At 72.5% G+C, this 19566-nt stretch carries 19 protein-coding genes; 9 read left to right on the top strand and 10 right to left on the bottom strand.

The genetic code is table 11. The features are described 5' to 3' along the window. Positions 1 to 9 precede the first annotated feature (9 nt). Together AB0K18_RS44055 and AB0K18_RS44050 are read right to left on the bottom strand one after the other, a co-directional pair. Positions 10 to 1014, bottom strand: a complete 1005-nt coding sequence (locus AB0K18_RS44055) for a LacI family DNA-binding transcriptional regulator (RefSeq protein ID WP_364927152.1) — start codon at positions 1012 to 1014, stop codon at positions 10 to 12. A gap of 138 nt (positions 1015 to 1152) precedes the next feature. Then, positions 1153 to 1548: an STAS domain-containing protein gene (locus AB0K18_RS44050; RefSeq protein WP_364927239.1), complete on the bottom strand. Its 396-nt coding sequence runs from the start codon at positions 1546 to 1548 to the stop codon at positions 1153 to 1155. A 199-nt stretch (positions 1549 to 1747) separates the two neighbouring features. Between AB0K18_RS44050 and AB0K18_RS44045 the strand changes: the two genes are divergently transcribed. The 4 genes from AB0K18_RS44045 (at position 1748) to AB0K18_RS44030 (ending at position 6798) form a co-directional block, all read left to right on the top strand. Beyond that, a complete protein-coding gene (locus AB0K18_RS44045) occupies positions 1748 to 2059 on the top strand; it encodes a helix-turn-helix domain-containing protein (RefSeq protein ID WP_364927150.1) in 312 nt (103 codons plus the stop codon). A gap of 293 nt (positions 2060 to 2352) precedes the next feature. Then, on the top strand, positions 2353 to 5679 hold the full coding sequence (locus tag AB0K18_RS44040; protein WP_364927147.1) for a family 16 glycoside hydrolase: 3327 nt from the start codon (positions 2353 to 2355) through the stop codon (positions 5677 to 5679). A gap of 295 nt (positions 5680 to 5974) precedes the next feature. Then, positions 5975 to 6208 (top strand): DUF6289 family protein, encoded by a 234-nt coding sequence (locus AB0K18_RS44035; RefSeq protein ID WP_364382761.1) that lies wholly within the window; start codon positions 5975 to 5977, stop codon positions 6206 to 6208. A gap of 410 nt (positions 6209 to 6618) precedes the next feature. Continuing rightward, positions 6619 to 6798: a hypothetical protein gene (locus tag AB0K18_RS44030; RefSeq protein ID WP_364927143.1), complete on the top strand. Its 180-nt coding sequence runs from the start codon at positions 6619 to 6621 to the stop codon at positions 6796 to 6798. Positions 6799 to 6886: 88 nt separating this feature from the next. On the opposite strand, the gene AB0K18_RS44025 is transcribed toward AB0K18_RS44030, so the two are convergent. Continuing rightward, positions 6887 to 7879 (bottom strand): histidine kinase, encoded by a 993-nt coding sequence (locus tag AB0K18_RS44025; protein ID WP_364927140.1) that lies wholly within the window; start codon positions 7877 to 7879, stop codon positions 6887 to 6889. Then, complete coding sequence (locus tag AB0K18_RS44020; RefSeq protein WP_364927138.1) at positions 7876 to 8184, bottom strand: CPBP family intramembrane glutamic endopeptidase; 309 nt, start codon at positions 8182 to 8184, stop codon at positions 7876 to 7878. Before AB0K18_RS44020 ends, AB0K18_RS44025 begins: the two co-directional genes overlap by 4 nt. A 147-nt stretch (positions 8185 to 8331) precedes the next feature. On the opposite strand from AB0K18_RS44020, the gene AB0K18_RS44015 reads away from it, so the two are divergent. Beyond that, positions 8332 to 9246, top strand: a complete 915-nt coding sequence (locus tag AB0K18_RS44015) for a phosphotransferase (protein WP_364927237.1) — start codon at positions 8332 to 8334, stop codon at positions 9244 to 9246. A gap of 264 nt (positions 9247 to 9510) precedes the next feature. Here the strand turns inward: AB0K18_RS44015 and AB0K18_RS44010 are convergent, their stop codons facing one another. Continuing rightward, entirely contained in the window at positions 9511 to 10425 is a 915-nt protein-coding gene (locus AB0K18_RS44010) for an alpha/beta hydrolase (RefSeq protein WP_364927135.1), read from the bottom strand. 79 nt (positions 10426 to 10504) lie between these two features. Then, a complete protein-coding gene (locus AB0K18_RS44005; RefSeq protein ID WP_364927133.1) occupies positions 10505 to 11329 on the bottom strand; it encodes a winged helix-turn-helix transcriptional regulator in 825 nt (274 codons plus the stop codon). Positions 11330 to 11436: 107 nt separating this feature from the next. On the opposite strand from AB0K18_RS44005, the gene eno reads away from it, so the two are divergent. Next, positions 11437 to 12714 carry a phosphopyruvate hydratase gene (gene eno / locus AB0K18_RS44000; protein ID WP_364927131.1) on the top strand — a complete coding sequence of 426 codons (1278 nt, stop codon included), beginning with the start codon at positions 11437 to 11439 and terminating at the stop codon, positions 12712 to 12714. On the opposite strand, the gene AB0K18_RS43995 is transcribed toward eno, so the two are convergent. Beyond that, entirely contained in the window at positions 12707 to 13231 is a 525-nt protein-coding gene (locus AB0K18_RS43995) for a CGNR zinc finger domain-containing protein (RefSeq protein ID WP_364927129.1), read from the bottom strand. The two genes, eno and AB0K18_RS43995, sit on opposite strands and share 8 nt — an antisense overlap. Before the next feature lie 82 nt (positions 13232 to 13313). Here AB0K18_RS43995 and AB0K18_RS43990 point away from each other — a divergent pair, with 82 nt between their 5' ends. The 3 genes from AB0K18_RS43990 (at position 13314) to AB0K18_RS43980 (ending at position 16686) form a co-directional block, all read left to right on the top strand. Further along, positions 13314 to 14273, top strand: coding sequence for a DUF523 and DUF1722 domain-containing protein (locus AB0K18_RS43990; protein ID WP_364927128.1), 960 nt, complete (start codon positions 13314 to 13316; stop codon positions 14271 to 14273). Positions 14274 to 14387: 114 nt separating this feature from the next. Beyond that, positions 14388 to 15674 carry an MATE family efflux transporter gene (locus tag AB0K18_RS43985; protein WP_364927125.1) on the top strand — a complete coding sequence of 429 codons (1287 nt, stop codon included), beginning with the start codon at positions 14388 to 14390 and terminating at the stop codon, positions 15672 to 15674. A 40-nt stretch (positions 15675 to 15714) separates the two neighbouring features. Continuing rightward, positions 15715 to 16686, top strand: coding sequence for a threo-3-hydroxy-L-aspartate ammonia-lyase (locus AB0K18_RS43980; RefSeq protein ID WP_364927122.1), 972 nt, complete (start codon positions 15715 to 15717; stop codon positions 16684 to 16686). Between the two features lie 6 nt (positions 16687 to 16692). Here AB0K18_RS43980 and AB0K18_RS43975 read toward each other — a convergent pair whose 3' ends face one another. From AB0K18_RS43975 to AB0K18_RS43965, 3 genes are read right to left on the bottom strand one after another with little or no spacing between them, the layout of a single operon-like run. Then, positions 16693 to 17910, bottom strand: coding sequence for an alpha/beta hydrolase (locus AB0K18_RS43975; RefSeq protein ID WP_364927120.1), 1218 nt, complete (start codon positions 17908 to 17910; stop codon positions 16693 to 16695). Beyond that, a complete protein-coding gene (locus AB0K18_RS43970) occupies positions 17907 to 18500 on the bottom strand; it encodes a WHG domain-containing protein (RefSeq protein WP_364927117.1) in 594 nt (197 codons plus the stop codon). Before AB0K18_RS43970 ends, AB0K18_RS43975 begins: the two co-directional genes overlap by 4 nt. Before the next feature lie 57 nt (positions 18501 to 18557). Then, complete coding sequence (locus tag AB0K18_RS43965) at positions 18558 to 19544, bottom strand: BtrH N-terminal domain-containing protein (protein WP_364927114.1); 987 nt, start codon at positions 19542 to 19544, stop codon at positions 18558 to 18560. Between the last annotated feature and the right edge of the window lie 22 nt (positions 19545 to 19566).

The following is a 19566-nucleotide window of genomic DNA, read 5'->3' as shown; positions in this document are numbered from 1 at the left end:
CGAGAGAGGTCAGGCGGCCCGGCTGGAGTCGCGAATGACCAGTTCGGTGGCGAGTTCGAGGTGGCGGGACTCGATGCGCTCGCCCGCCGCCAGGCGCAGGGCCGTGCGCAGCGCGACGGCGCCCATCTCGCGCAGCGGCTGGCGTACGGTGGTCAGCGCCGGGGCGTGCATGGCGGCGATCTGCGTGTCGTCGAAGCCGACCACGCTGAGGTCCTCGGGGATGCGCAGCCCTCTGCCCCTGGCGACCTGGATGGCGCCGAGCGCGCTCTCGTCGCTGGCGGCGAACACGGCGGTCGGCGGCTCGGGCAGGTCGAGCAGCGCGGCGCCCTCGCGCAGCCCGTCGGCGTAGCAGAAGCCGGCCGTGCGCACGTAGTCGGGCGGCACGGGCACGCCCGCAGCCTCCATGGCGGCGCGATACCCGTGCATGCGGGCCTGGTTGGACGCGGCGCCCGCGGGCCCGCCGAGGTAGGCGATGCGGCGGTGGCCGAGGGAGAGCAGGTGCTGCGTGGCGGACATGCCCCCGGCGAAGTTGGTCGGGCCGATGCTGGTGACGGGGCTGGCGGGCACGTTCATGGGGTCGATCACGATGACCGGGAGTCCGGCTCGCAGCAGCACGTCGAGCTGGGCGGGGCTGGGCTCGGCGACGAGGGTGATGACGGCGTGCCGGCCGGCGTCGACCAGGCCGCGGGCCCAGGACAGGCCGTCGGCCATGTGGTCGGTGCTGGTCACGACGAGCGCCACGCCGGACGCGGCGGCCTCCTGCATGGCCCCCATGACGATCTCGGCGGAGTACGCGCACAACGCGCCTTCGAGCTGCAGCTCCACCGTGGCGCCCCGCCGGGCGCGGGCCTGGCGCGGCACGTAGCCGTGCTCGGCCAGCAGCCGCCGCACCATGGCGCGGGTGGCCGGGGCGACGTCGCCGCGGTCGTTGAGCACCTTCGACACCGTCGCCACGGACACACCTGCCGCGGCGGCGACGGTGGCCAGGGTGGCCGGTCTGGTCGTGCTCGTCATCGTCGTCTCCTCTTCCGCGGTGCCCGTGTGCGCGCGGGTCCCTCGATACCGCGGCCTTCACCGTAACGGTGTAAGCGTCACCGGCGCATCCGCGTTAGGCGGACGACCATGGAGCGGCCGGAAAGAGGGAGACGATGATCAGTTGGCCGCCCCGGAGACCCAGGGCTGCGCGGTGAGCGGGCCGGTCTGCGCGGCGGATACGGCGTCGGCGGCGCCGGCGTGGATGTCGAGCACGTCCCACAGGCCGGTGATCTGCAGCAACCTGGCCGGGATGCCGCGCACGCCCGCGAGGTGGAAGGAGGAGCCCGTCTCGGCGCAGGCGGCGTGCAGGCGCTCGATGACGCGCAGGCCGTTGCTGTCCATGAACGTCAGCAGGGTCAGGTCGAGCACCACCGGTCTGCCCGAGAGCATCCGGCGGCGCACATAGGTCTCGAGGCGGGCGGCATTGGTGATGTCCACCTCGCCACTCGCGGTGATCAGCACGCCCTCATCCAAGGTGTGGCTTCCCAAAGTCAGGGGTGATGCGGCGGACATCCGGCCGCCGCCAGACAGGCAAGCGATGTGTACGTGCATGGCTTTCCTCAGGGACATGGACAGGGGGCTGGTTCGCTTCCTCTTGGCTGAAGTATATTGCCCGAAATGCAATACCGGAAGCAACATTCATGTGATCATGAGTGGAGGCTCTCGGTCACACGCGCCAGGAGCGGCTCGCACCGGCAGAAGGGAAGCTTCCTTGAACACGTCCAGCCGCCAGTGGACCTTCCTGACCCATCACGCCCGCGTGCTGCTGGAGATCGCCCGCGATCCCCAGGCCCGGGTACGCGACATCGCGACCGGGATCGGCATCACCGAGCGCGCCGTGCAGGGCATCGTCTCCGACCTGCACCAGGCGGGATACGTCACCATCGAGCGTGTGGGCCGGCGCAACCAGTACAAGCTCAACCTCGACGCGCACTTCCGCTACCCGACGGAGGCCGGCCTGCCGGTGCGCGTGCTCATCGACATGTTCACCCAGCACGACCTGCCGGACCCGGGCGCGAACTGACGCCGCAGGCTGCTCAGCTTGGAGGCCGCGATCACCCTGCACGCCGCGCTCGGCCTGGCCTCGGGCAAGACGGCCGACCAGCCGTTCGAACGAGCCGTGGGCCGACTTCTATCGATTTTCGGCGAAAGAGTATGGGCAAGTCGGAAATCTCGCCTTATATTACGGCGCAGAACGGCGTTATCCCCCCGTACTTACCAGCTCACGAGACCCGGCATCCGCCGACGGCCGGCCCGGCGGTGCCGCACCCCCACCGGCGCCGCACCAGGGCGCGCCCTCTCGAGATGGGATGAGTCATGCGGAGGTTACCCCTCTTATCCGCTGTCCTGATCATCGCGCTCTCCTTCCTGGCCGTCCCCGCGGGCGCGCGGGCCGACCTGCCGCCGCAGGTGCCCGGCGTCACGCTGCGCACGTACGACGTCCAGATCGAGCTGTCGAAGCTGTGCACGCTCAAGCCCGGCCAGACGCCCAACGTGGACAAGCTGATGCCGACGATCGACTGGACGTCGGACGCCGACTTCGGGCTCACCGACATGTTCGTCACCGAGGTCACCGGCAACCTGTCGGCCCCGGCCGCCGGCACCTACGAGTTCCGGCTGACCAGCGACGACGGCTCCCGGTTGCGCATCGGCGACACCGTCGTGATCGTCAACGACGGCCGGCACGCGCCGATCCCGGTGGACGGCACGATCACGCTGACCGCCGGGCACCACCCGCTGCGCATCGACCACTTCGAGCACCTGTACGGCCAGCAGCTCAGGCTGGAGTGGAAGCCGCCGGGCGCGCAGGCGTTCACGCTGGTGCCGGCCGAGGCGCTGAGCACGGACGCCGACGTCGTCCGGGTCACCTCGCCCGGCCGCAAGGAGTGCGAGAGCGGCGCCGACTCGCCCGGCGACGGGCTGCCGCTGCAGGACGTGCACCCCGACCTCACGCTCACCGACCTGCGCCCTGCCGGGTTCGAGCCGCAGGTGACCGCGATGGCGTGGCTGCCCGACGACCGGCTGGCGATCACCACGTGGGGCGGCTCGGAGACCAGGCTCGGCGAGGTGTACCTGCTGAGCGGCGTGACCGGCGCCACCTCGCCGGCGCGGGTGACGTACAAGAAGATCGCCGAGGGGCTGCAGGAGCCCATGGGCATCGCGTACGCGGACGGCAAGCTGTACGTGTCGGAGAAGTCCCGCCTGGTTGAGCTGAACGACACGAACGGGGACGACGTCGCCGACGACCTCAGGACGGTGGCGACCTGGCCGTTCGGCGGGAACTTCCACGAGTTCGCCTTCGGCCTGCTCTACCGGGGCGGCCACTTCTACCTCAACCTGTCGGTGGCCATCGACTACGGCGGCGCCACCACCGTCCCGCAGCCGGCCCCCGGCCGTGGCGTCACCGTCAAGATCGACAAGAGGACGGGGAAACTCGACTATCTCGCGGGCGGCCTGCGTACCCCGAACGGCATCGGGTGGGGGCCGGGCGACGACCTGTTCGTCATGGACAACCAGGGCGGCTGGCTGCCCGCCTCGAAGCTGGTGCACGTCGAGAAGGGCCGCTTCTTCAACCACTTCACGACGCCGGAGGGGCCGTTCGACGCGGGCGTGGTGAGCCCGCCGGTGCTGTGGCTGCCGCACAACGAGATCGCCAACTCCCCCAGCACGCCGCTGCTGATGAAGCGCGGCAGATACGCGGGGCAGCTGCTGTTCGGCGACGTCACGTACGGCGGGATCCAGCGGGCGTACCTGGAGAAGGTGAACGGGGCCTACCAGGGCGCGGTGTTCCGGTTCACGCAGGGGCTCGAGGCGGGGGTCAACCGGATCAGCCTCGGGCCTGACGGGGCCGTCTACGCCGGTGGTCTGGGCGCGGGCGGCAACTGGGGGCAGCCGGGCAAGCTCACGTACGGACTGCAGAAGCTGACGCCGGGCGCGGAGAAGGCGTTCGACCTCCTCAAGATGAAGGCGATCGAGGGCGGCTTCGAGCTGGAGTACACCCAGCCGCTGCCGGCCGGCTCCCTTGAGGGCCGCTACCAGCTCACCCAGTGGCGTTACGTCCCCGCCGTCACCTACGGCGGGCCCAAGGTGGACGAGGAGCCGCTGACCGTCACCTCGGCCACGGTGAAGGGTAAGAAGGTCACGCTGAAGGTCGCGGGGCTGAAGCCGGGCCGGGTGGTGCACCTGCGCTCGCCGCGCCCGTTCGCCTCGGCGTCAGGGGAGCCCTTGTGGAGCACCGAAGCCTGGTACACGCTCAACTCGCTGCCCGGCGGCACCTCCTCCGAGACGGTGTACGAGGCGGAGAGCGCGGCCCAGAGCGGCGGCGCGAAGCTGAACACCGACCATCCCTCCTACTCGGGGGCCGGGTTCGTGGACGGCTACTGGGCCCAGGGCGCCACGACGCGCTTCGCGGTGCGGGTGGACGCGGCGGGCACGTACCACGTGGGGCTGCGCTACTCCAACGGCCCCGACCCCGCGCCCGGCGCCAAGTCGCTCAGCGTGTACGTCAACGGGACCAAGGTCAGGCAGGTGCCGCTGCCGTCCACGGGCACGTGGGACCTGTGGGCGAGCCGGGTGGAGCCGCTGGCGCTGAAGGCGGGCGTCAACACCATCGCCTACCGGTACGACTCCGGCGACCTCGGCAACGTCAACCTCGACGCGATCACCGTGGCCGCCCGGCCGGTGCTGGAGGCGGAGCGGGCCACGCTGCGCGGCGGCGCCACCGTCGGCACCGCCCACCAGGGCTTCACCGGCACCGGTTACGTCGACGGGTACACCGCGCCCGGCGCGAGCACGTCGTTCTCCGTGCGGGCCGAGGCGGCCGGCACGTACAACGTCGGAGTGCGCTATGCGGCCGGGTCTGGCACGTCGGTGAGCGTGCACGTCAACGGCAAGAAGATCCGTCAGGTACGGCTGGCGGCCACCGGCGGGCGGGACGCCTGGGAGGTGCAGACCGACGCGCTGCCCCTGCGGCGCGGCGCGAACACCGTCACCTACCGCTACGGCGCCGGGGACGGCGGCGGTTTCGGCCTTGACCACGTCACGGTCGCGAAGGCCGAGCGGATCACGCTGTTCGACGGGTCGAGCCTGGCGGCGTGGGAGCGCCGGTCAGGCGGGGCCGCGACGTGGCCGGTCGCCGACGGGTCGATGGAGTCGTACGGGGGCGACATCCGCACCCGGCGCGCGTTCGGCGACTTCACGCTGCACGTCGAGTGGTACGAGCCGGACTATCCGCCCGAGGTGACCGGGCAGCAGCGCGGCAACAGCGGCGTCTACCTCCAGGAGCGGTACGAGGTGCAGGTGCTGGAGTCGTCCGGCGACACCACGCCGGCCGCCGACGGAGCCGGCTCGATCTACTCAAAGCGGGCGCCCGACCGCAACATGGCGACCGCGCCCGGCACGTGGCAGACGTACGACATCACGTTCCGCGCGGCCCGGTTCACCAGCGCGGGCGTCAAGGTGGACGACGCGCGGGTGACGGTCGTCTGGAACGGCACGGTGGTGCACGACGACGTCGCCGTCGACGGCGGCACCGGCGACAGCATCCCGGAGAACGCGGCCACCGCCGGCATCCGCCTCCAGGACCACGGCGACCCCGGCGAAAACCCCCGCTTCCGCAACATCTGGCTCCAACCCATCACCTGACCACAAAGCCGCCCGGCCTCAGCGGGCCGGGCGGCTTCAGCAGGGCGGAGGTCTTCTGCGGCCCTCTGCCCCACTAACCCCCAGCCCCAACCGGGCAGGGGCGGGCGAGCCTGGTCGGGCGAACCTGGTCGGGCGGGTTGGTCGGGCGGGTTGGTCGGGCGGGTTGGTCGGGCGGGTTGGTCGGGCGGGGTTGAGCGGGGTCGGGCGAAGGGTTGTCGGGGCGGGTGGGCTCTTGATCGGGCGGCTGTGGGAGCCGACCATCGAAGCAGCGTTCCCCACCCCCTCCGGAGGCATCATGATCCGCCGTCTGCTGCCCGCCACCGTGCTTGCCGTGGCCGCCGTCACCGTCGTCACCGCGAGCCCCGCCGAAGCCCGCGCCTGCAAGATCAACCACGCCTGCGCCACCATCTACTACAGCGACTCCACCCGCACCACCGTGGTCGGGGAGAAGTACGAGGACTGCAACGGAGCGGTGGACATGTGGGGAGTCCGCAGCGGCTACATCGACTTCTACGAGAGCCCCTGCTGACCCCGATGACCGGGGCCGTCACCCCGGCGGCCCCGGTCACCGGTGCGGCCAGTACAACCCGCCCGGCGCGGTGGCGGCCAGCTGTGCTCGGACATGACCGGCGTCCGGGTGGGCGAGGTCGTCCAGGATGACGAGGGCCTGCCGCCAGCGGTCGCTCGAGGAGGCGGGCTCGCCAGCCCGTCGAAGGACGCGGCCTGCCCGTTGCGGTCGCCCAACTCGCGGAACAGGGTGAGGGCGCGGCGGCCGCGAGCACCGCCGCAGGCGCCCGGGACGGCGGTTTCACCAGCTACATCAAGGGCGCCAACAACGGGTTCTCATCCCGTACCTGGACCGACCTGAACGACGACGCCACCGACGGCCTCATTCACTTCAGTGGCTGCACCAGCAATCCGCGCGTCGGCATTCAGAACGTGAGCACGGGCCGGATCGTGGTCGAGGAAATCATGTGGTGCCTCAATGCGACCGACGCGTTCTGGCACGGCAGGCTGCCGAGGGGCGACTACCGTTTCGTCATTCTCGACAAGCGCGGGCCCAACCCGCTCGATGTCGACTACGTTTACGTGCGGTATCAGACGGGCACCATCGCGTGACCGTCCGATGAACCGCGACGCGGTGCGGGCCGCAGTCCCGCACCGCCGCAGTCCCGCACCGCCGCAGTCGCGCACCGCCGCAGTCGCGTCACTCGCCGGCCGGGTCGCTCCTGTCGCGCAACGCGCCGGCCGGGATGAGAGTCCGGATGAGGAAGGTGCCGTCCTGGTGGCGTTCCTGGTGGAACTCGCCGCCCAGCGCCTCCACCCGCGCCCGCACCTCCGCGAGGTCGCGGCCGGTGGCGGCGTGGAAGACCGCGCCGTCGGTGCGCACCTGCACGGTGATCCCGCTCTCGGCGTGCCGCACCTCGACCACGGTACGGCTGCCCGGCGCGTGCCGCAGTGCGTCGGTCAGGGCCGCCTGGACGACCCGGTACGCGACGATCTCGGCGGCCCTGGACGCCGGCTCCGCCTGTCCCGCCTCGGCGAACTCCACCGGCTGCCCCGCCAGCCGCATCTCCTCGACCAGCGCGTGCAGGTCACCGGCGCAGGGCGTCTCCGTGGCGGCGGGCCTGGCGGGGTCCTGGGGGTCTCCGGGGACGGGGGTGAGGAGGTGGAGCAGGTGGCGGAGGTCGGCGATGGCGCGCCTGCCGGTGTCGGTGACGGTGGTCAGGGTGGCGTCGAGGCGGTCGGGGGCGCCGGTCAGGTAGCGGGCCGCCTCCGCCTGCACGATCATCGCCGCCACGTTGTGGGTCACGACGTCGTGCAGGTCGCGGACGATGCGGGCCCGCTCGGCGGCGGGAACGGCCTCAGGATCCCCGTCGCCGACGGATGCGGCCCCTTCGGCGGGCCGGGGTGTGTCAGAGCCGGCGCATCGAGCGTTCGCGGTGTGCTGTTCGGCGTCAGGACGATGCTGGGCGGGGACGGTCGGGCGGTCAGCGGTGGACCTGTCGTTGGTGGGCCTGTCGTTGGTGGGCCTGTCGTTGGTGGGCCTGTCGTTGGTGGGCCTGTCGTTGGTGGGGCGGTGGGCCGTGGGGCGGTGGGGGCGGAGCCAGCCCCTGAGCCCCCACGCGCCGGCCAGCATCAGGCAGAGCACCACGATCTCCTCGCGCCACGGTGAGCGACTGCGCCGGACCTCGCTCACGGGGTCTGCACAAGGGTCGCGTCGGTACGCCGGCGGCGCGGGACCAGGTTGCCGCGCCGGCGCGCCACGTACAGGAACACGCCGGTCGGCAGCAGCCCGGTGACGACGAGCGCGGTCACCGTACCGGTGCGTTGCTCGACGATTCTGAACAGCACTCCCCTGAACACCAGCTCCTCGGTCACCGCCGCCGCGGCCATGAACCCGAAGATCAGCGTGAAGAACGCGTTCCTCGACACCGCTCCCACGAGCGCCTTGCCCGCGAAGGCCACGGCCGCTACGGCCACGAGCTGCTTGACCAGTCGCATGATGACTCCCTGACGAGATCCGAGCGGCCGCTGTGGCCACGAGGAAGACGCTAGAGATCGGAGGGGCGGCGATCGTCACCGTACGGAGGACATTCGCGGGTAGCTCGCATGGGGGACAGCGCTTTTGGCAGAGTCTTCCCCGTGTCTATGAACGATTTGCCGGATTGGTTGCCGGCCTGGTGTCTGCGTCGGCTCGGCAGCGAGCCCGAGGGCGTGTTGTTCCGGTTGCAGCAGACCTCGATGGTGTTCGGCCTGCGGCTGGCCGGCGGTGCGGACGTGGTGGTCAAGGCGCGTGCCGACGGCGGCAGGGCGGCGTCGTGCGTGACGGCGCAGGCCCGGCTGGCCGAGCGCGGGTTCCCGTGCGCCCGCCCGCTGACGCCGGTGACCGAGGTGGGGTCGCTGGCCGTGCACGCCGAGGAGTTCAGGCCGGGTGGCGAGGTGCTCACAGGCGACTCGCCTGAGGTGGCCGTACGCTGCGCGGAGATGTTCGCCGGGCTGATGGCTGAGCTGGCCGAGGTGAGCGTGGAGCCGCCGCTGCCGAGCCCGCGCTGGGCGCGCTGGGACCACGGCGGCGCCGGCACCTGGCCGGCCATCCCCTACCTGGACGAGCAGGATCAGAGCCGGGTGCCCGTGCACGTCGTCGAGACGGCGGAGCGGGCGCGCAGGCGCATCCTGGCGGCCGGGCTGCCGCGCGTGCTCGGTCACGCCGACTTCGAGGCGCAGAACCTGCGCTGGCGTGACGGGCGGTTGTGGACGGTGCACGACTGGGACAGCCTGGCCTGGCAGCCGGAGGCGGCGCTGGTGGGGGCGGCGAGCGGGGCGTTCGCCAGCTCGGGCCAGCCGACGCTGGCGCCGGTCGCGAGCTCGGCGGCCTTCCTGGAGGCGTATCAGGAGGCCAGGGGGCGGGCGTTCACGGGGGTGGAGCTGGAGGTCGCGTGGGCGGCCAGCCTGTGGACGGCGTCGCACAACGCCCGCTACGAGGCCCTGTACGGCCAGCGGCCGGTCTCCGGCGACGCCGTCGCCACCCAGGCCGCCGAACGCCTCCGCCGCGCGGGCGCCTGACACGTCCTGCCGAGATGACGGAACGATCTCGATGCGCCCGCCGCCGAGCGCGGTCCCTGCCATTGGTGGGCAGGATATGTTGCGTTTTGTCCGCTATTTCCGGAGAGCAAGGTTCAAGCGAATTCTCACGGTGGTATCGGCGGCGGCAGCGGTCTCGGCCGTGGCCGTCATGGTCCCCTCGGCGGCCACGGCGGCGGCGAGCCCGACTACAACGGCCGCCGCGACGTCATCGGCGTCGGCTGCCGCTGACGCACCCCGCCCCGCTCAGGCGGTCGCCGGTTCCGCGGCGGCCGTGCGGTAGGCGTGGGAGAGGAAGAGCGCCGCGTCGTCGAGCGCCTGTCCCGCCTCCTCCACCAGCGCCGTGTGGTGCTGGAAGACGTGCGGGAGTCCGCCCCAGACGCGCAGCGTGACGTCCACGCCGGCCGCGCCCGCCCCGGCGGCCAGGCGTACCGAGTCGTCCAGCAGCAGCTCGTTCGACCCGGCCTGGACGAGCAGCGGCGGCAAACCGGTGAGGTCGGCGAGCGCGGGGCTGGCCAGCGGCGCGGCCGGGTCGCCCGCGCCGAGGTAGTGCGTGCGGTAGCCCTCGAGGTCGGCCCGGACGAAGATCGGGTCGGCGCCGAGCTTGCCCTCCATGCTGGTCCCGGTGAGCGTCAGGTCGGCCCACGGCGAGAACAGCACGGCGCCCGCCGGCATCGGCAGCCCCGCCTCGCGGGCCGCGAGCAGCGTGGCGACGGACAGCCCGCCGCCCGCCGAGTCGCCGGCCAGCGCGATCGCGGCCGGGCTGGTGCCCCTTTCCAGCAACTCGCGGTAGGCGGCCAGGCCGTCGTCGACCGCCGCGGGGAACCGGTGCTCGGGGGCGAGCCGGTAGTCGAGCGAGACGATCCTGGTGCGGGCGCGGCGGGCCAGTTCGCCGGCCAGGGCGGCGTGCGTACGCGGGGAGCCCACGACGTATCCGCCGCCGTGCAGGAACAGCACCACCGTGTCCCCGCCCGCGCCCTCGGGCGTGAGCTCCAGGGCGGGGCGGCCGCCGAGCGTGGTGTCGCGGACGGTGACGCCGTCGGGGGCGGGCACGTCGAAAAGCGTGGCGAAGTCCGTACGGGCCTGCTCGACGGTGTCGCCCGCCATCTTGGGGGCGTTGCGCAGCATGTCGTCCAGGTCCTGGCGCTGCTGACGGCTCATCGGTGACCTCTCATCCGGTGCGTCCTTCGGGGACGCATCGCGCAACACGCCGCATTCTGCTCGCATTCCGGCGAACGGTTCAGCGGACGAAGCGGCTGGTCACGCCGGCCGCCAGCCGGAGCGCCTCCTTGAGCGCGGCGGTGGCGTCGGTGGCCGGGCAGAGCACGTGGCGGATCGTCCGGTGGGCGTCGGCGACGATGACGACGGGCTTGAGGTGCAGCGTGTGCCCGGTGCGGAAGGTCGGCAACCCCAGGGCGGCGCACAGCGTCAGCTCGGCGTCCGACAGCACCGGGAACGCCTGCTCACCAGGCTCTTGCGTGGTGACGCCCCGCAACGCCTGCTCGCCCACCTCCCGCGTGGTGACGCCCCGCAACGCCACCCCGGCTTCGGCGAACGCGCCGGGCTGACCGCCGGCGAAGACGTCACCCGCGAGGATGACGGTGGCGCGGGCGTCGGGGGCGACGACGTCCACCTCGTCGCCGTTCGCCGCCCGGAGGAGCAGGGGATGCGGGATCGGGGTGCCGGGCAGCGCGTGGAGGCGGGCGGTCTCCGTCTCGGTGGGGGCGGTGGCCGGGGCGCCGTCGCCGAGGAGGAAGCGTTCGCCCCAGTCCTGGAGGCCGGCCAGCAGCGGGGCCAGGGCGTGACCCGCGGCGGTCAGCCGGTATTCGTAGCGGGTGGGCCGCTGCTGGTAGGGGCGCCGTTCCAGGACGCCGTGGTCGAGCAGGTGCTTGAGCCGTTCGGCCAGCACCCGGCGCGAGATGCCGAGCTCGGCGTGCAGGTCGTCGAAGCGATGGCGGCCACGGGTCACCTCGCGCACGATCAGCAGGCTCCACCACTCCCCCACCACCGCGGCGGCCTGCGCGATCGCGCAACCGGCGTCCTGCTCCCGCAGCTCTCGGGCCACCACGCTTCTCCTCGCTCGCGGGATGGCGCCCGCGTCCGGGACCAGTGTAAGTTCTCTCTTGGAACTTAGTGAGTTCCTCTTTGGAATTCGGTACGGGGAAGGCAGACATGACAGCAATCGTCCGGGTGGCGGGCAGGGAGATCCTCGACAGCCGCGGCAATCCGACCGTGGAGGTGGACGTCGTCCTGGAGGACGGCTCCCTGGGCCGCGCGGCCGTACCGTCGGGCGCGTCGACGGGCACGAACGAGGCGGTGGAGCGGCGCGACGGCGACCCGCGCCGCTTCCACGGCAAGGGCGTGCGCCAGGCGATCAAGGCCGTCACCGGCGAGATCGCCGCGGCCGTCACCGGGATGGACGCCGAGGAGCAGGCGGCCGTGGACGAGGCGATGATCACGCTCGACGGCACGCCGGGCAAGGCCAGGTTCGGGGCGAACGCGGTGCTCGGCGTCTCGCTGGCCACGGCGAAGGCCGCCGCCGCCTCGCACCGGCTGCCGCTCTACCGCTATCTCGGCCCGGACGCCGCACTGCTGCCGCTGCCGATGATGAACGTCATCAACGGCGGCGCGCACGCCGACAACCCGCTCGACTTCCAGGAGTTCATGATCGCGCCGATCGGGGCGACGACCTTCGCCGACGCCGTACGGATGGGCTCGGAGGTCTTCCACACCCTGCACGCCGCGCTCAAGAAGGCCGGCCACCACACCGGCGTCGGCGACGAGGGCGGCTTCGCCCCCGACCTGCGCACCGCGGAAGAGGCGCTCGACCTCATCGGCACCGCGATCTCCGACGCCGGCTACTCCCCCGGCACGCACATCGCCGTCATGCTCGACCCGGCCGCCTCGGAGTTCTACCGCGACGGCGCCTACCACTACGCCGGCGAGGGCGTCCGGCGCGACGTCGACGAGCACGCCGCCTACCTGGCCCGGCTCGTCGCCGCCTACCCCATCGTGTCCATCGAGGACCCCATGGCCCAGGACGACGCCGAGGGCTGGCGGCTCGTCACCGAGCGCCTGGGCGCGACCTGCCAGCTCGTCGGCGACGACGTGTTCTGCACCAACGCCGCCCTCCTGCGGGCGGGCATCGACGCCGGCGTCGCGAACTCCATCCTGGTCAAGGTCAACCAGATCGGCACCCTGACCGAGATGCTGACCACCGTACGGACCGCCGAGGAGGCCGGCTACGGCGTCGTCATGTCGCACCGCTCCGGCGAGACCGAGGACACCACGATCGCCGACCTCGCCGTCTCCACCGGTTGCGGCCAGATCAAGACCGGCTCGCTGTCGCGCTCGGAGCGGACCGCCAAGTACAACCAGCTCATCCGCATCGAGGAGGAGCTCGGCGCCGAGGCCCGCTACGCCGGCCGCTCGGCGCTCACGATCAGGTGACCTTTCGGGCGGACGCGCGCTTCCTGTAGGCGGCCACCTTGTGCCGGTTGAGGCAGGTGGCGGAGCAGAAGCGGCGCTGGCCCGCCGGGGACGCGTCGGTGTAGACGTCGACGCACCGGGAGGCGTGGCAGGTGCCCAGCCTGGCCTGCTCGTGCGTCATGAGCCAGGACAGCAGGCAGGTGGCCAGCGCGGCGGGCAGCAGGTCGGCGGCGTCGCCGGCCGTCCAGCGCAGGCCGTCGGGGGCCGCCACGGGCAGCGGGCGGACGGCGCGGAGCAGGGCGTTCAGCTCCTCCAGTGCCCGGCCGTCGCGCGCCGCGGCGAAGACGGGGAAGACGGCGTTCGCCGCCGCGACGAGGCCGCCGGTCGCGGGCAGCGCGAGCCCGGGGGGCCAGGCCAGGAGATCGTGCGCGTCGGGATACGGTGTCTCCTGCTCTCCCGCGGCCTCGCGCGGCGGGTCGGCGTACTCGTTGACGAACGCGACCACGTGTCTCACGTCGAGGACGGGAACGGCGGGCATTCCTCCAGTGTAACCCCGAAAAGCCGACCTTCAGGTTACGAAGGGCAGGCGTGCGGCTTACGCTCCTGGGCAGCTGACCAGCATGGAGGAAGGTCAGGGATGCGGCAGACCCCGGGTGGCGGTGTCGAGCTGCCTGCTCGGCGAGCCGGTACGGCACAACGGCGGCCACAGCCGCAGCCGCTACCTCACCGACGAGCTCGCACCGTTCGTGGACTGGCTGCCGCTCTGCCCCGAGATGGCGATCGGCCTCGGCGCGCCCCGCGAGGCGCTGCGCCTCGAACGCTCCCCTGACGGCCCCCGGCTGATGACCCGCCGCAGCCGCCGCGACCTCACCCCCGCCATGGCCGAGCTGGCCGCCGAGCGCACCGCGGAGCTGGCCGCCGACGGGTACGTGTTCAAGGCCAAGAGCCCGAGCTGCGGCATCCACGGCATCCCGCTCTACGCCGGCGAGAACGCGGTGACCAGGCAGCAGCGCGGCATGTTCGCCGACGCGGTGATCGAGGCGCACCCGCTGCTGCCCGTGGAGGACGACGGCCGGCTCAACGACGCCGTACGGCGGGAGGCGTTCACCGAGCGGATCTTCGCCCACGCCCGGCTGCGCGAGCTGCTGGAGAGCCCATGGAAGCCCCGCGACCTGATGGCCTTCCAGGCCAGGCACAAGATGCAGCTGCTCGCCCACACCACCGAGGGCTACCGCGAGACCGGCCGCCTGGCCGCCCAGGCGGGCACCCGGCCGAGCGATGAGGTGGCCGCCGCCTACAGCATCGCGTTCCGCACCGCGATGGCGACGCCGACGACGGTCGGGCGGCACGTCAACGTGCTGCAGCACTGCCTCGGCATGATCGGCGACGGGCTCGACCCGGTGCGCCGCGCCGACGTGGCCGAGGTCATCGCCTCCTACCAGGCGCGCCGGGTGGCGCTGAGCGTGCCGCTCGCCCTCCTGCTCCACCACGCGCGCGGCGCGGCGGCCACGTACGTGGCGGAACAGACGTACTTCCAGCCCTACCCAGAGGACCTCCGCCTGCGCAACCACGTCGTATGAGCCGCGGACGCCCCCTGAGAAGCTCTGCCCGCCTGCGAACCCACGTCGTGTGAGGCGCGGATGCGATAGAATGATCACGTCCCGAGCGCTCGTCCGCCCGGGATTTTGCTTTTCATGTCCCCTTCTCTCCGTGTCGTCCTGAGCGCGGCGCTGCCGTTGCTGCTGTCCATGAGCGCCGGCGTCGTCGCGCAACTTCTCGGCACCTCCCTACTCGGCCGTCAGGCGACCGCCGAGCTGGCCGCGTTCACGCTGGCGAGCGCCGTGCTCAGCCCGGTGACGGCCGCCGTGGCGGGCGGTCTGCGCGGGATGTCGCCGTTCGTCGCCGCCTGCCGTGACCGTCCCGCCGAGGCGCTCGCCGTCCTGAAGGACGCCCGCTGGCTCACGCTCACGCTCGGGACGGCGGGCGCCGGCGTGGTGCTGGCCGTGCCCCTCATCGCGCGGGCCGGCGGGGCGCCCGAGGCGGCGATCGCCGAGCTGGGCGCCCTGCCCGCGCTCCTCGCCGGGCAGGTGCTGCTGTCGGCGGCGGGCAGCGGCGCGGGCGGCATGCTGATCGCGCTGCGGCACAGCAGAAAGGTGCTGTGGTCCGGCCTTTCCGGTACGGCGGCGCAGGTCGTGCTGCTGCTCGCGCTCGTGCCCGCGTACGGCGTCCAGGGCACCGGCGTCGCGATGGTCACCGCCACCGCCGTCCAGGTCGTGGTCGCGAACGTGCTGCTGCTGCGGCTGCCCGAGCTGGCCGGACAGTCGTGGTGGCCGGGACGGCCGCGCGGGCGGCGGATCCTGCGCATGGCCAGGGTCGGCCTGCCCCTGTCGGCCACGCTGATCGTCAAGTTCACGGTGATGGGCGGGGTCGCGTACGCCGCCGCGCGCACCGGCGTGCACCAGGCCGCCGCGCACGCGATCCTGCTGTCCCTGGACGGACTCCTGGGGCTCGCCGCCTTCGCCGCCGCGCAGGCGGTGACGCCGGAGGTCGCGCGGGCCTCGTCCCCTCGCGAGGCCAGGCGGCTGATCCTCGCCGCCGTCACGGTCGCGGCGGGCGGGGTGGTCGCGGGCGGGGTGGTGGTGCTCGTCGCGGGTGAGGTGGTGCTGCGGTTGTTTACGCAGGACGCCGCCGTTCATGCTCTCGCTCTTGGGCTGGTGCCGCTGCTCGTGGTGTTCTCGCTGGTGAGCAACTGCGCGATCGTCACCGCGTACGGGCTGGTCGGGCTCAAGCGCTCCTCCTGGCAGCTGGCCGCGGTCGGCACCGGCTACGGCCTGCTCACGCTCGCCATGGTCCCGGCGGCCACGGCCTGGGGGCTGGCCGGGGTGTGGAGTGCCATGATCGCGACCGCCGCGCTCATCTGGGCGCTGCAGATCACCGGCTTCGTCCGGCACAGCGCCGCTCTCAAGCCCGCCGCCGCCTAGGATCGAAGATCAGCTGATGCATACGCGCCCGAGGAACTCCATGGACATCGCCACGCCCGTCACGATCGACGACGTACGCGCCGCCGCCACCCGGCTCGACGGCATCGCGCACCGCACGCCCGTGCTCACCTCCCGCATACTCGACGAGCGGGCCGGCGCCGAGGTGTTCGTCAAGTGCGAGAACCTCCAGCGCGTCGGGGCGTTCAAGTTCCGCGGCGCGTACAACGCCATCGCGCTGCTCTCCCCCGAGCAGCGGGCGCGGGGCGTCGCCGCCTACTCCTCGGGCAACCACGCCCAGGCCGTCGCGCTGGCCGCGCGCGAGCTCGGCACCTCGGCCGTCATCCTCATGCCCGAGGACGCGCCCCGCTCCAAGCGCGCGGCCACCGCCGGTTACGGGGCCGAGGTCGTCACATACGACCGCTACAGCGAAGACCGCACCGCGCTCGCCCGCGCGCTGGCCGACGAGCGCGGCCTGGCCCTCATCCCTCCCTACGATCATCCCGACGTCATCGCCGGTCAGGGCACCGCCGCCCTTGAGCTGCTGGCCGAGACCGGCGAGCTGGACGCCCTGCTCGTGCCCGTCGGCGGGGGCGGGCTGCTGGCCGGCACCGCGATCGCCGCCACTGCAGTGCAACCCGCCATCCGGGTCATCGGCGTCGAGCCGGAGAGCGGCGACGACACCAAGCGCTCGCTGGAGGCCGGGGAGCGCGTCACCATCCCCGTGCCCAGGACGATCGCCGACGGGCAGGCGCTGCCCACGCCGGGCGAGCTGACGTTCGCGATCAACCGGCGGCTGGCCGACGGGGTCGTCCTGGTGAGCGACGCGGAGATCGTGGAGGCGATGCGGTTCGCGTTCGAGTACCTGAAGGTCGTCATCGAGCCCAGCGGTGCCACCCCGCTCGCCGCCCTGCTCTCCGGCCGCCTGGACGCCGCACCTCGCCGCGTGGGCCTCATCGCCTCAGGCGGCAACGTCGACACCCGACGCTTCACCGACCTGCTCAGCGCGAGCTAGCGTCGGTCACCTCAGCAGCTTGGCCAGCAGCTCACCGAACTCGCCGGGGTGCGTGCTGAGCCCGGTGTGCCCACCGGGAAAGTGCACCAGCTCCGTGCCGAACCGCTCCGCCATGACCGCCGCCGGCCGGTAGGGCACCTCCCCCCGCGACTCGGCACCACCCGCAAGCACCAGCCGCTCGGACAGGGCCTGAAGCCGGTCGAGGTCGGGCACATAGCCCATGAAACTCGGCACGATCCGCCCGAGAAAGTACGGCATATCCCCCATCGTCCGCTCCACCCTCGCAGCGGCCTCCGCCGGCAACCCACTCGTCTCCACCGGTGCGGCGGAGGGAGCGGAAGGGGCGGGACGGCCGACCTCGGCACCGGCAGCGGGCGCCGACGCAGGTGAGGCGGAGGGTCCGGCCTGGACACCCGGGGCAGACGCCGGCGCAGATGAGGCGGAGTGGTCGGCCCGGAGACCCGGAGCAGACGCCGACGCAGGCGAGGCAGAGCCCGCCCGTGAATCGGCGGCTGGTGTCGGTGTGGGTGTGGTGCGGCTCGCGTTGGGGTCGGCGGGTGGCTCGGGTGAAGTGGGCTCCGCTTGGAGGCCGGCGGCGAAGATGGCTGCTGCGGGCATCAGGCCCTCCCTTTGCAGGGTGTCCTGGACCCTGATGAGGAGGGCTCGGTGTTCGGGGGCGTCTGGGAGGACCTCCACCAGCGGGGGTTCGTGGGCCACCACCTTTTGCACGCGGTCGGGGTGGGTGGTGAGCAGGTGGAGGGCGGTGATCGCGCCGGAGCTGCAGCCTGCCACGCGGGCGGGGGTGTCCGGGGAGAGCAGGTCCAGGAGCCGGTATGCGTCCTCGGCGTGCTGCTCGACTCGCTGGGGCGCGTCGGGGTCGTCGAGCGGGCTGCGGGTCAGGCCGCGCGGGTCGTAGGAGGCGACCGTGTATTCGGTGGCGAGCCGGTCGGCGACGGCATCGAAGGAGGCGGCGCCGCCCGTCCCGCCGGGGATCAGCAACACGAGCGGCCCGCTGCCGCGCACCTCGTAGTGCAGGGTGGCGCCGTCCACGCGCAACCGCCCCGTCGTCGGGGCGAGGCCGTTCACGGGCAGCCGGCCGGTCGTCGGCGTGGCGCCGTCCACGGGCAGCCGGCCCGTCGTCGGCGTGGTGCTGTCTGCGCGGTGTTGTGATGTGGGCGGGTTCGCGCCTTTTATCTGCGGGCGGTTGGTAGGTGGGGTGGTCATGTGGGGGTTTCCTCCGTGCGGGTTGGCCAGTGTTCGAGGGCGTTGTGCAGGGCCTCGATGCAGCGGGGCCATGAGTCGGTGGCTGGGCGGGCGTGGGCGAAGCCGCCGGCGGCCTCGATGCTGACGAAGCCGTGCAGGGCGCTGCGGATCAGGCGGACGGCGTCGGTCAGGTCCGGCTCCTCCAGCCGGTACGCCCGCAGCATGCTGTACGTCAGCTCGACCGCCCGCCGCGGCCCCGCCGCCTTGGCGGCCAGTTCGGGGTCGATGGGGATCGGGACCTGGGTCGCGGTGTAGCGGCCCGGATGGTCGTGGGCGTAGGACCGCCAGGCGTCGGCGTACGCGACGAGCGCGTCCTTCCCGGCCCGCCCGGCGGTGGCCTCGGCGATGCGGATGGTCTTCTCGTCCGCGCCCAGCAGCGCGATCCGCCCGCGCAGGTCCTCCAGGTTGCGTACGTGCGCGTAGAGGCTGGCGTCCTTGACGCCGAGCCGGCGCGCCACCGCCGACATGGTGACGTGGTCGAGCCCGACCTCGTCGGCCAGTTCCGCGGCGGTGAAAGTCACGCGTTCCACGGTCAGCCCGGCACGCGCCATGGGTCACCGACCTTTCCTAGGCAATAAACTTACTGCACTAGGTTATACCTAAAGATCCTAGGAAGGGGTAACCAGCGCCTCCATGGCCTCGCGTTCGATGCGGGACAGGTCGCGCAGGAGTGCCCCTGCCTGGGCGAGGTGGCCGGGGTCACCGCTCTCCCCCGCCTTGGCGATCAGCGCGGACACGTCGGTCCACAGGCCGGCGGCCTCACCGTACAGCCGGTGACCGGTACGCAGCTCCGCACCCCCCACCAGCTCGGCGCACGCGGCGAGGAAGTCCCGGTAGAGCGCGCGGAACAGGCCGCCGCCAGTGCCGCCCTGCTCCATGAGGAGTGCCGCCTGCGGCAGGTCGCGGCGCGGGTCCTCGGCGCGGTCCCACCAGGTGGGCACCTTCGCGGCGGCCTTGGCGATGCCACGGTGGCCGAGGTTCGCGATGGGCGCGGCGAGGAAGGCGGCGGCGCAGTCCCTGACGGCGGGAACCAGGTGCTCCTGCCAGCGGACGGGGTGCGCGGGCAGGGCGAGGGTGAAGGAGCGGTTCCTGGCGGTCATGGGGCCGCGCTCCGCGCGGGCCAGGGCGAGGCCGGCGAGCCCGGTACGCACGTCGCCGCCCTGCTGCGCGGTGTCCACCAGGTAGGCGTCGTGGTCGTCGTAGCCGTACATGGCGACGACGTGCCCGCCGAAGTGCACCTTCGAGCGGAAGTAGTCGAGGTGGTAGCAGTCGAGCTGCAGGCCGACGGGACGGCCCGCGTCAAGGGGCGTGGCCACGTTCGCCCAGGCCCGGCGCGTTGAGGAGGTCTCCTGGACGGTCAGCGTCAGGTCCAGCCTGGCGGCCAGGTTCCTGGTCAGCTCGAACGGCTTGACCCGGCCGCCGACGAACGGCACCGGCATCGCCTTGCCGTCCCAGTAGACGAACGACAGACCGGCGCCGAGCCCGAACAGCAGCGGCTCCGGCAGGTCGAGCCCTTCGTGGCGGAGCAGCACCCCGAGCGCGGTGGTCTCGCAGTGGTGCAGGCCGCGGGGCTCGACGCCGGTCACGATGGTCATCCTCGACATCTCCTCAGAGCGT

It is taken from the genome of Nonomuraea sp. NPDC049421 (assembly GCF_040677005.1).
In the GTDB taxonomy this organism is placed as follows: domain Bacteria; phylum Actinomycetota; class Actinomycetes; order Streptosporangiales; family Streptosporangiaceae; genus Nonomuraea; species Nonomuraea salmonea.
Note: the sequence above shows the minus strand (reverse complement) of the source record. Positions and strands in the feature narration are given on the sequence as shown.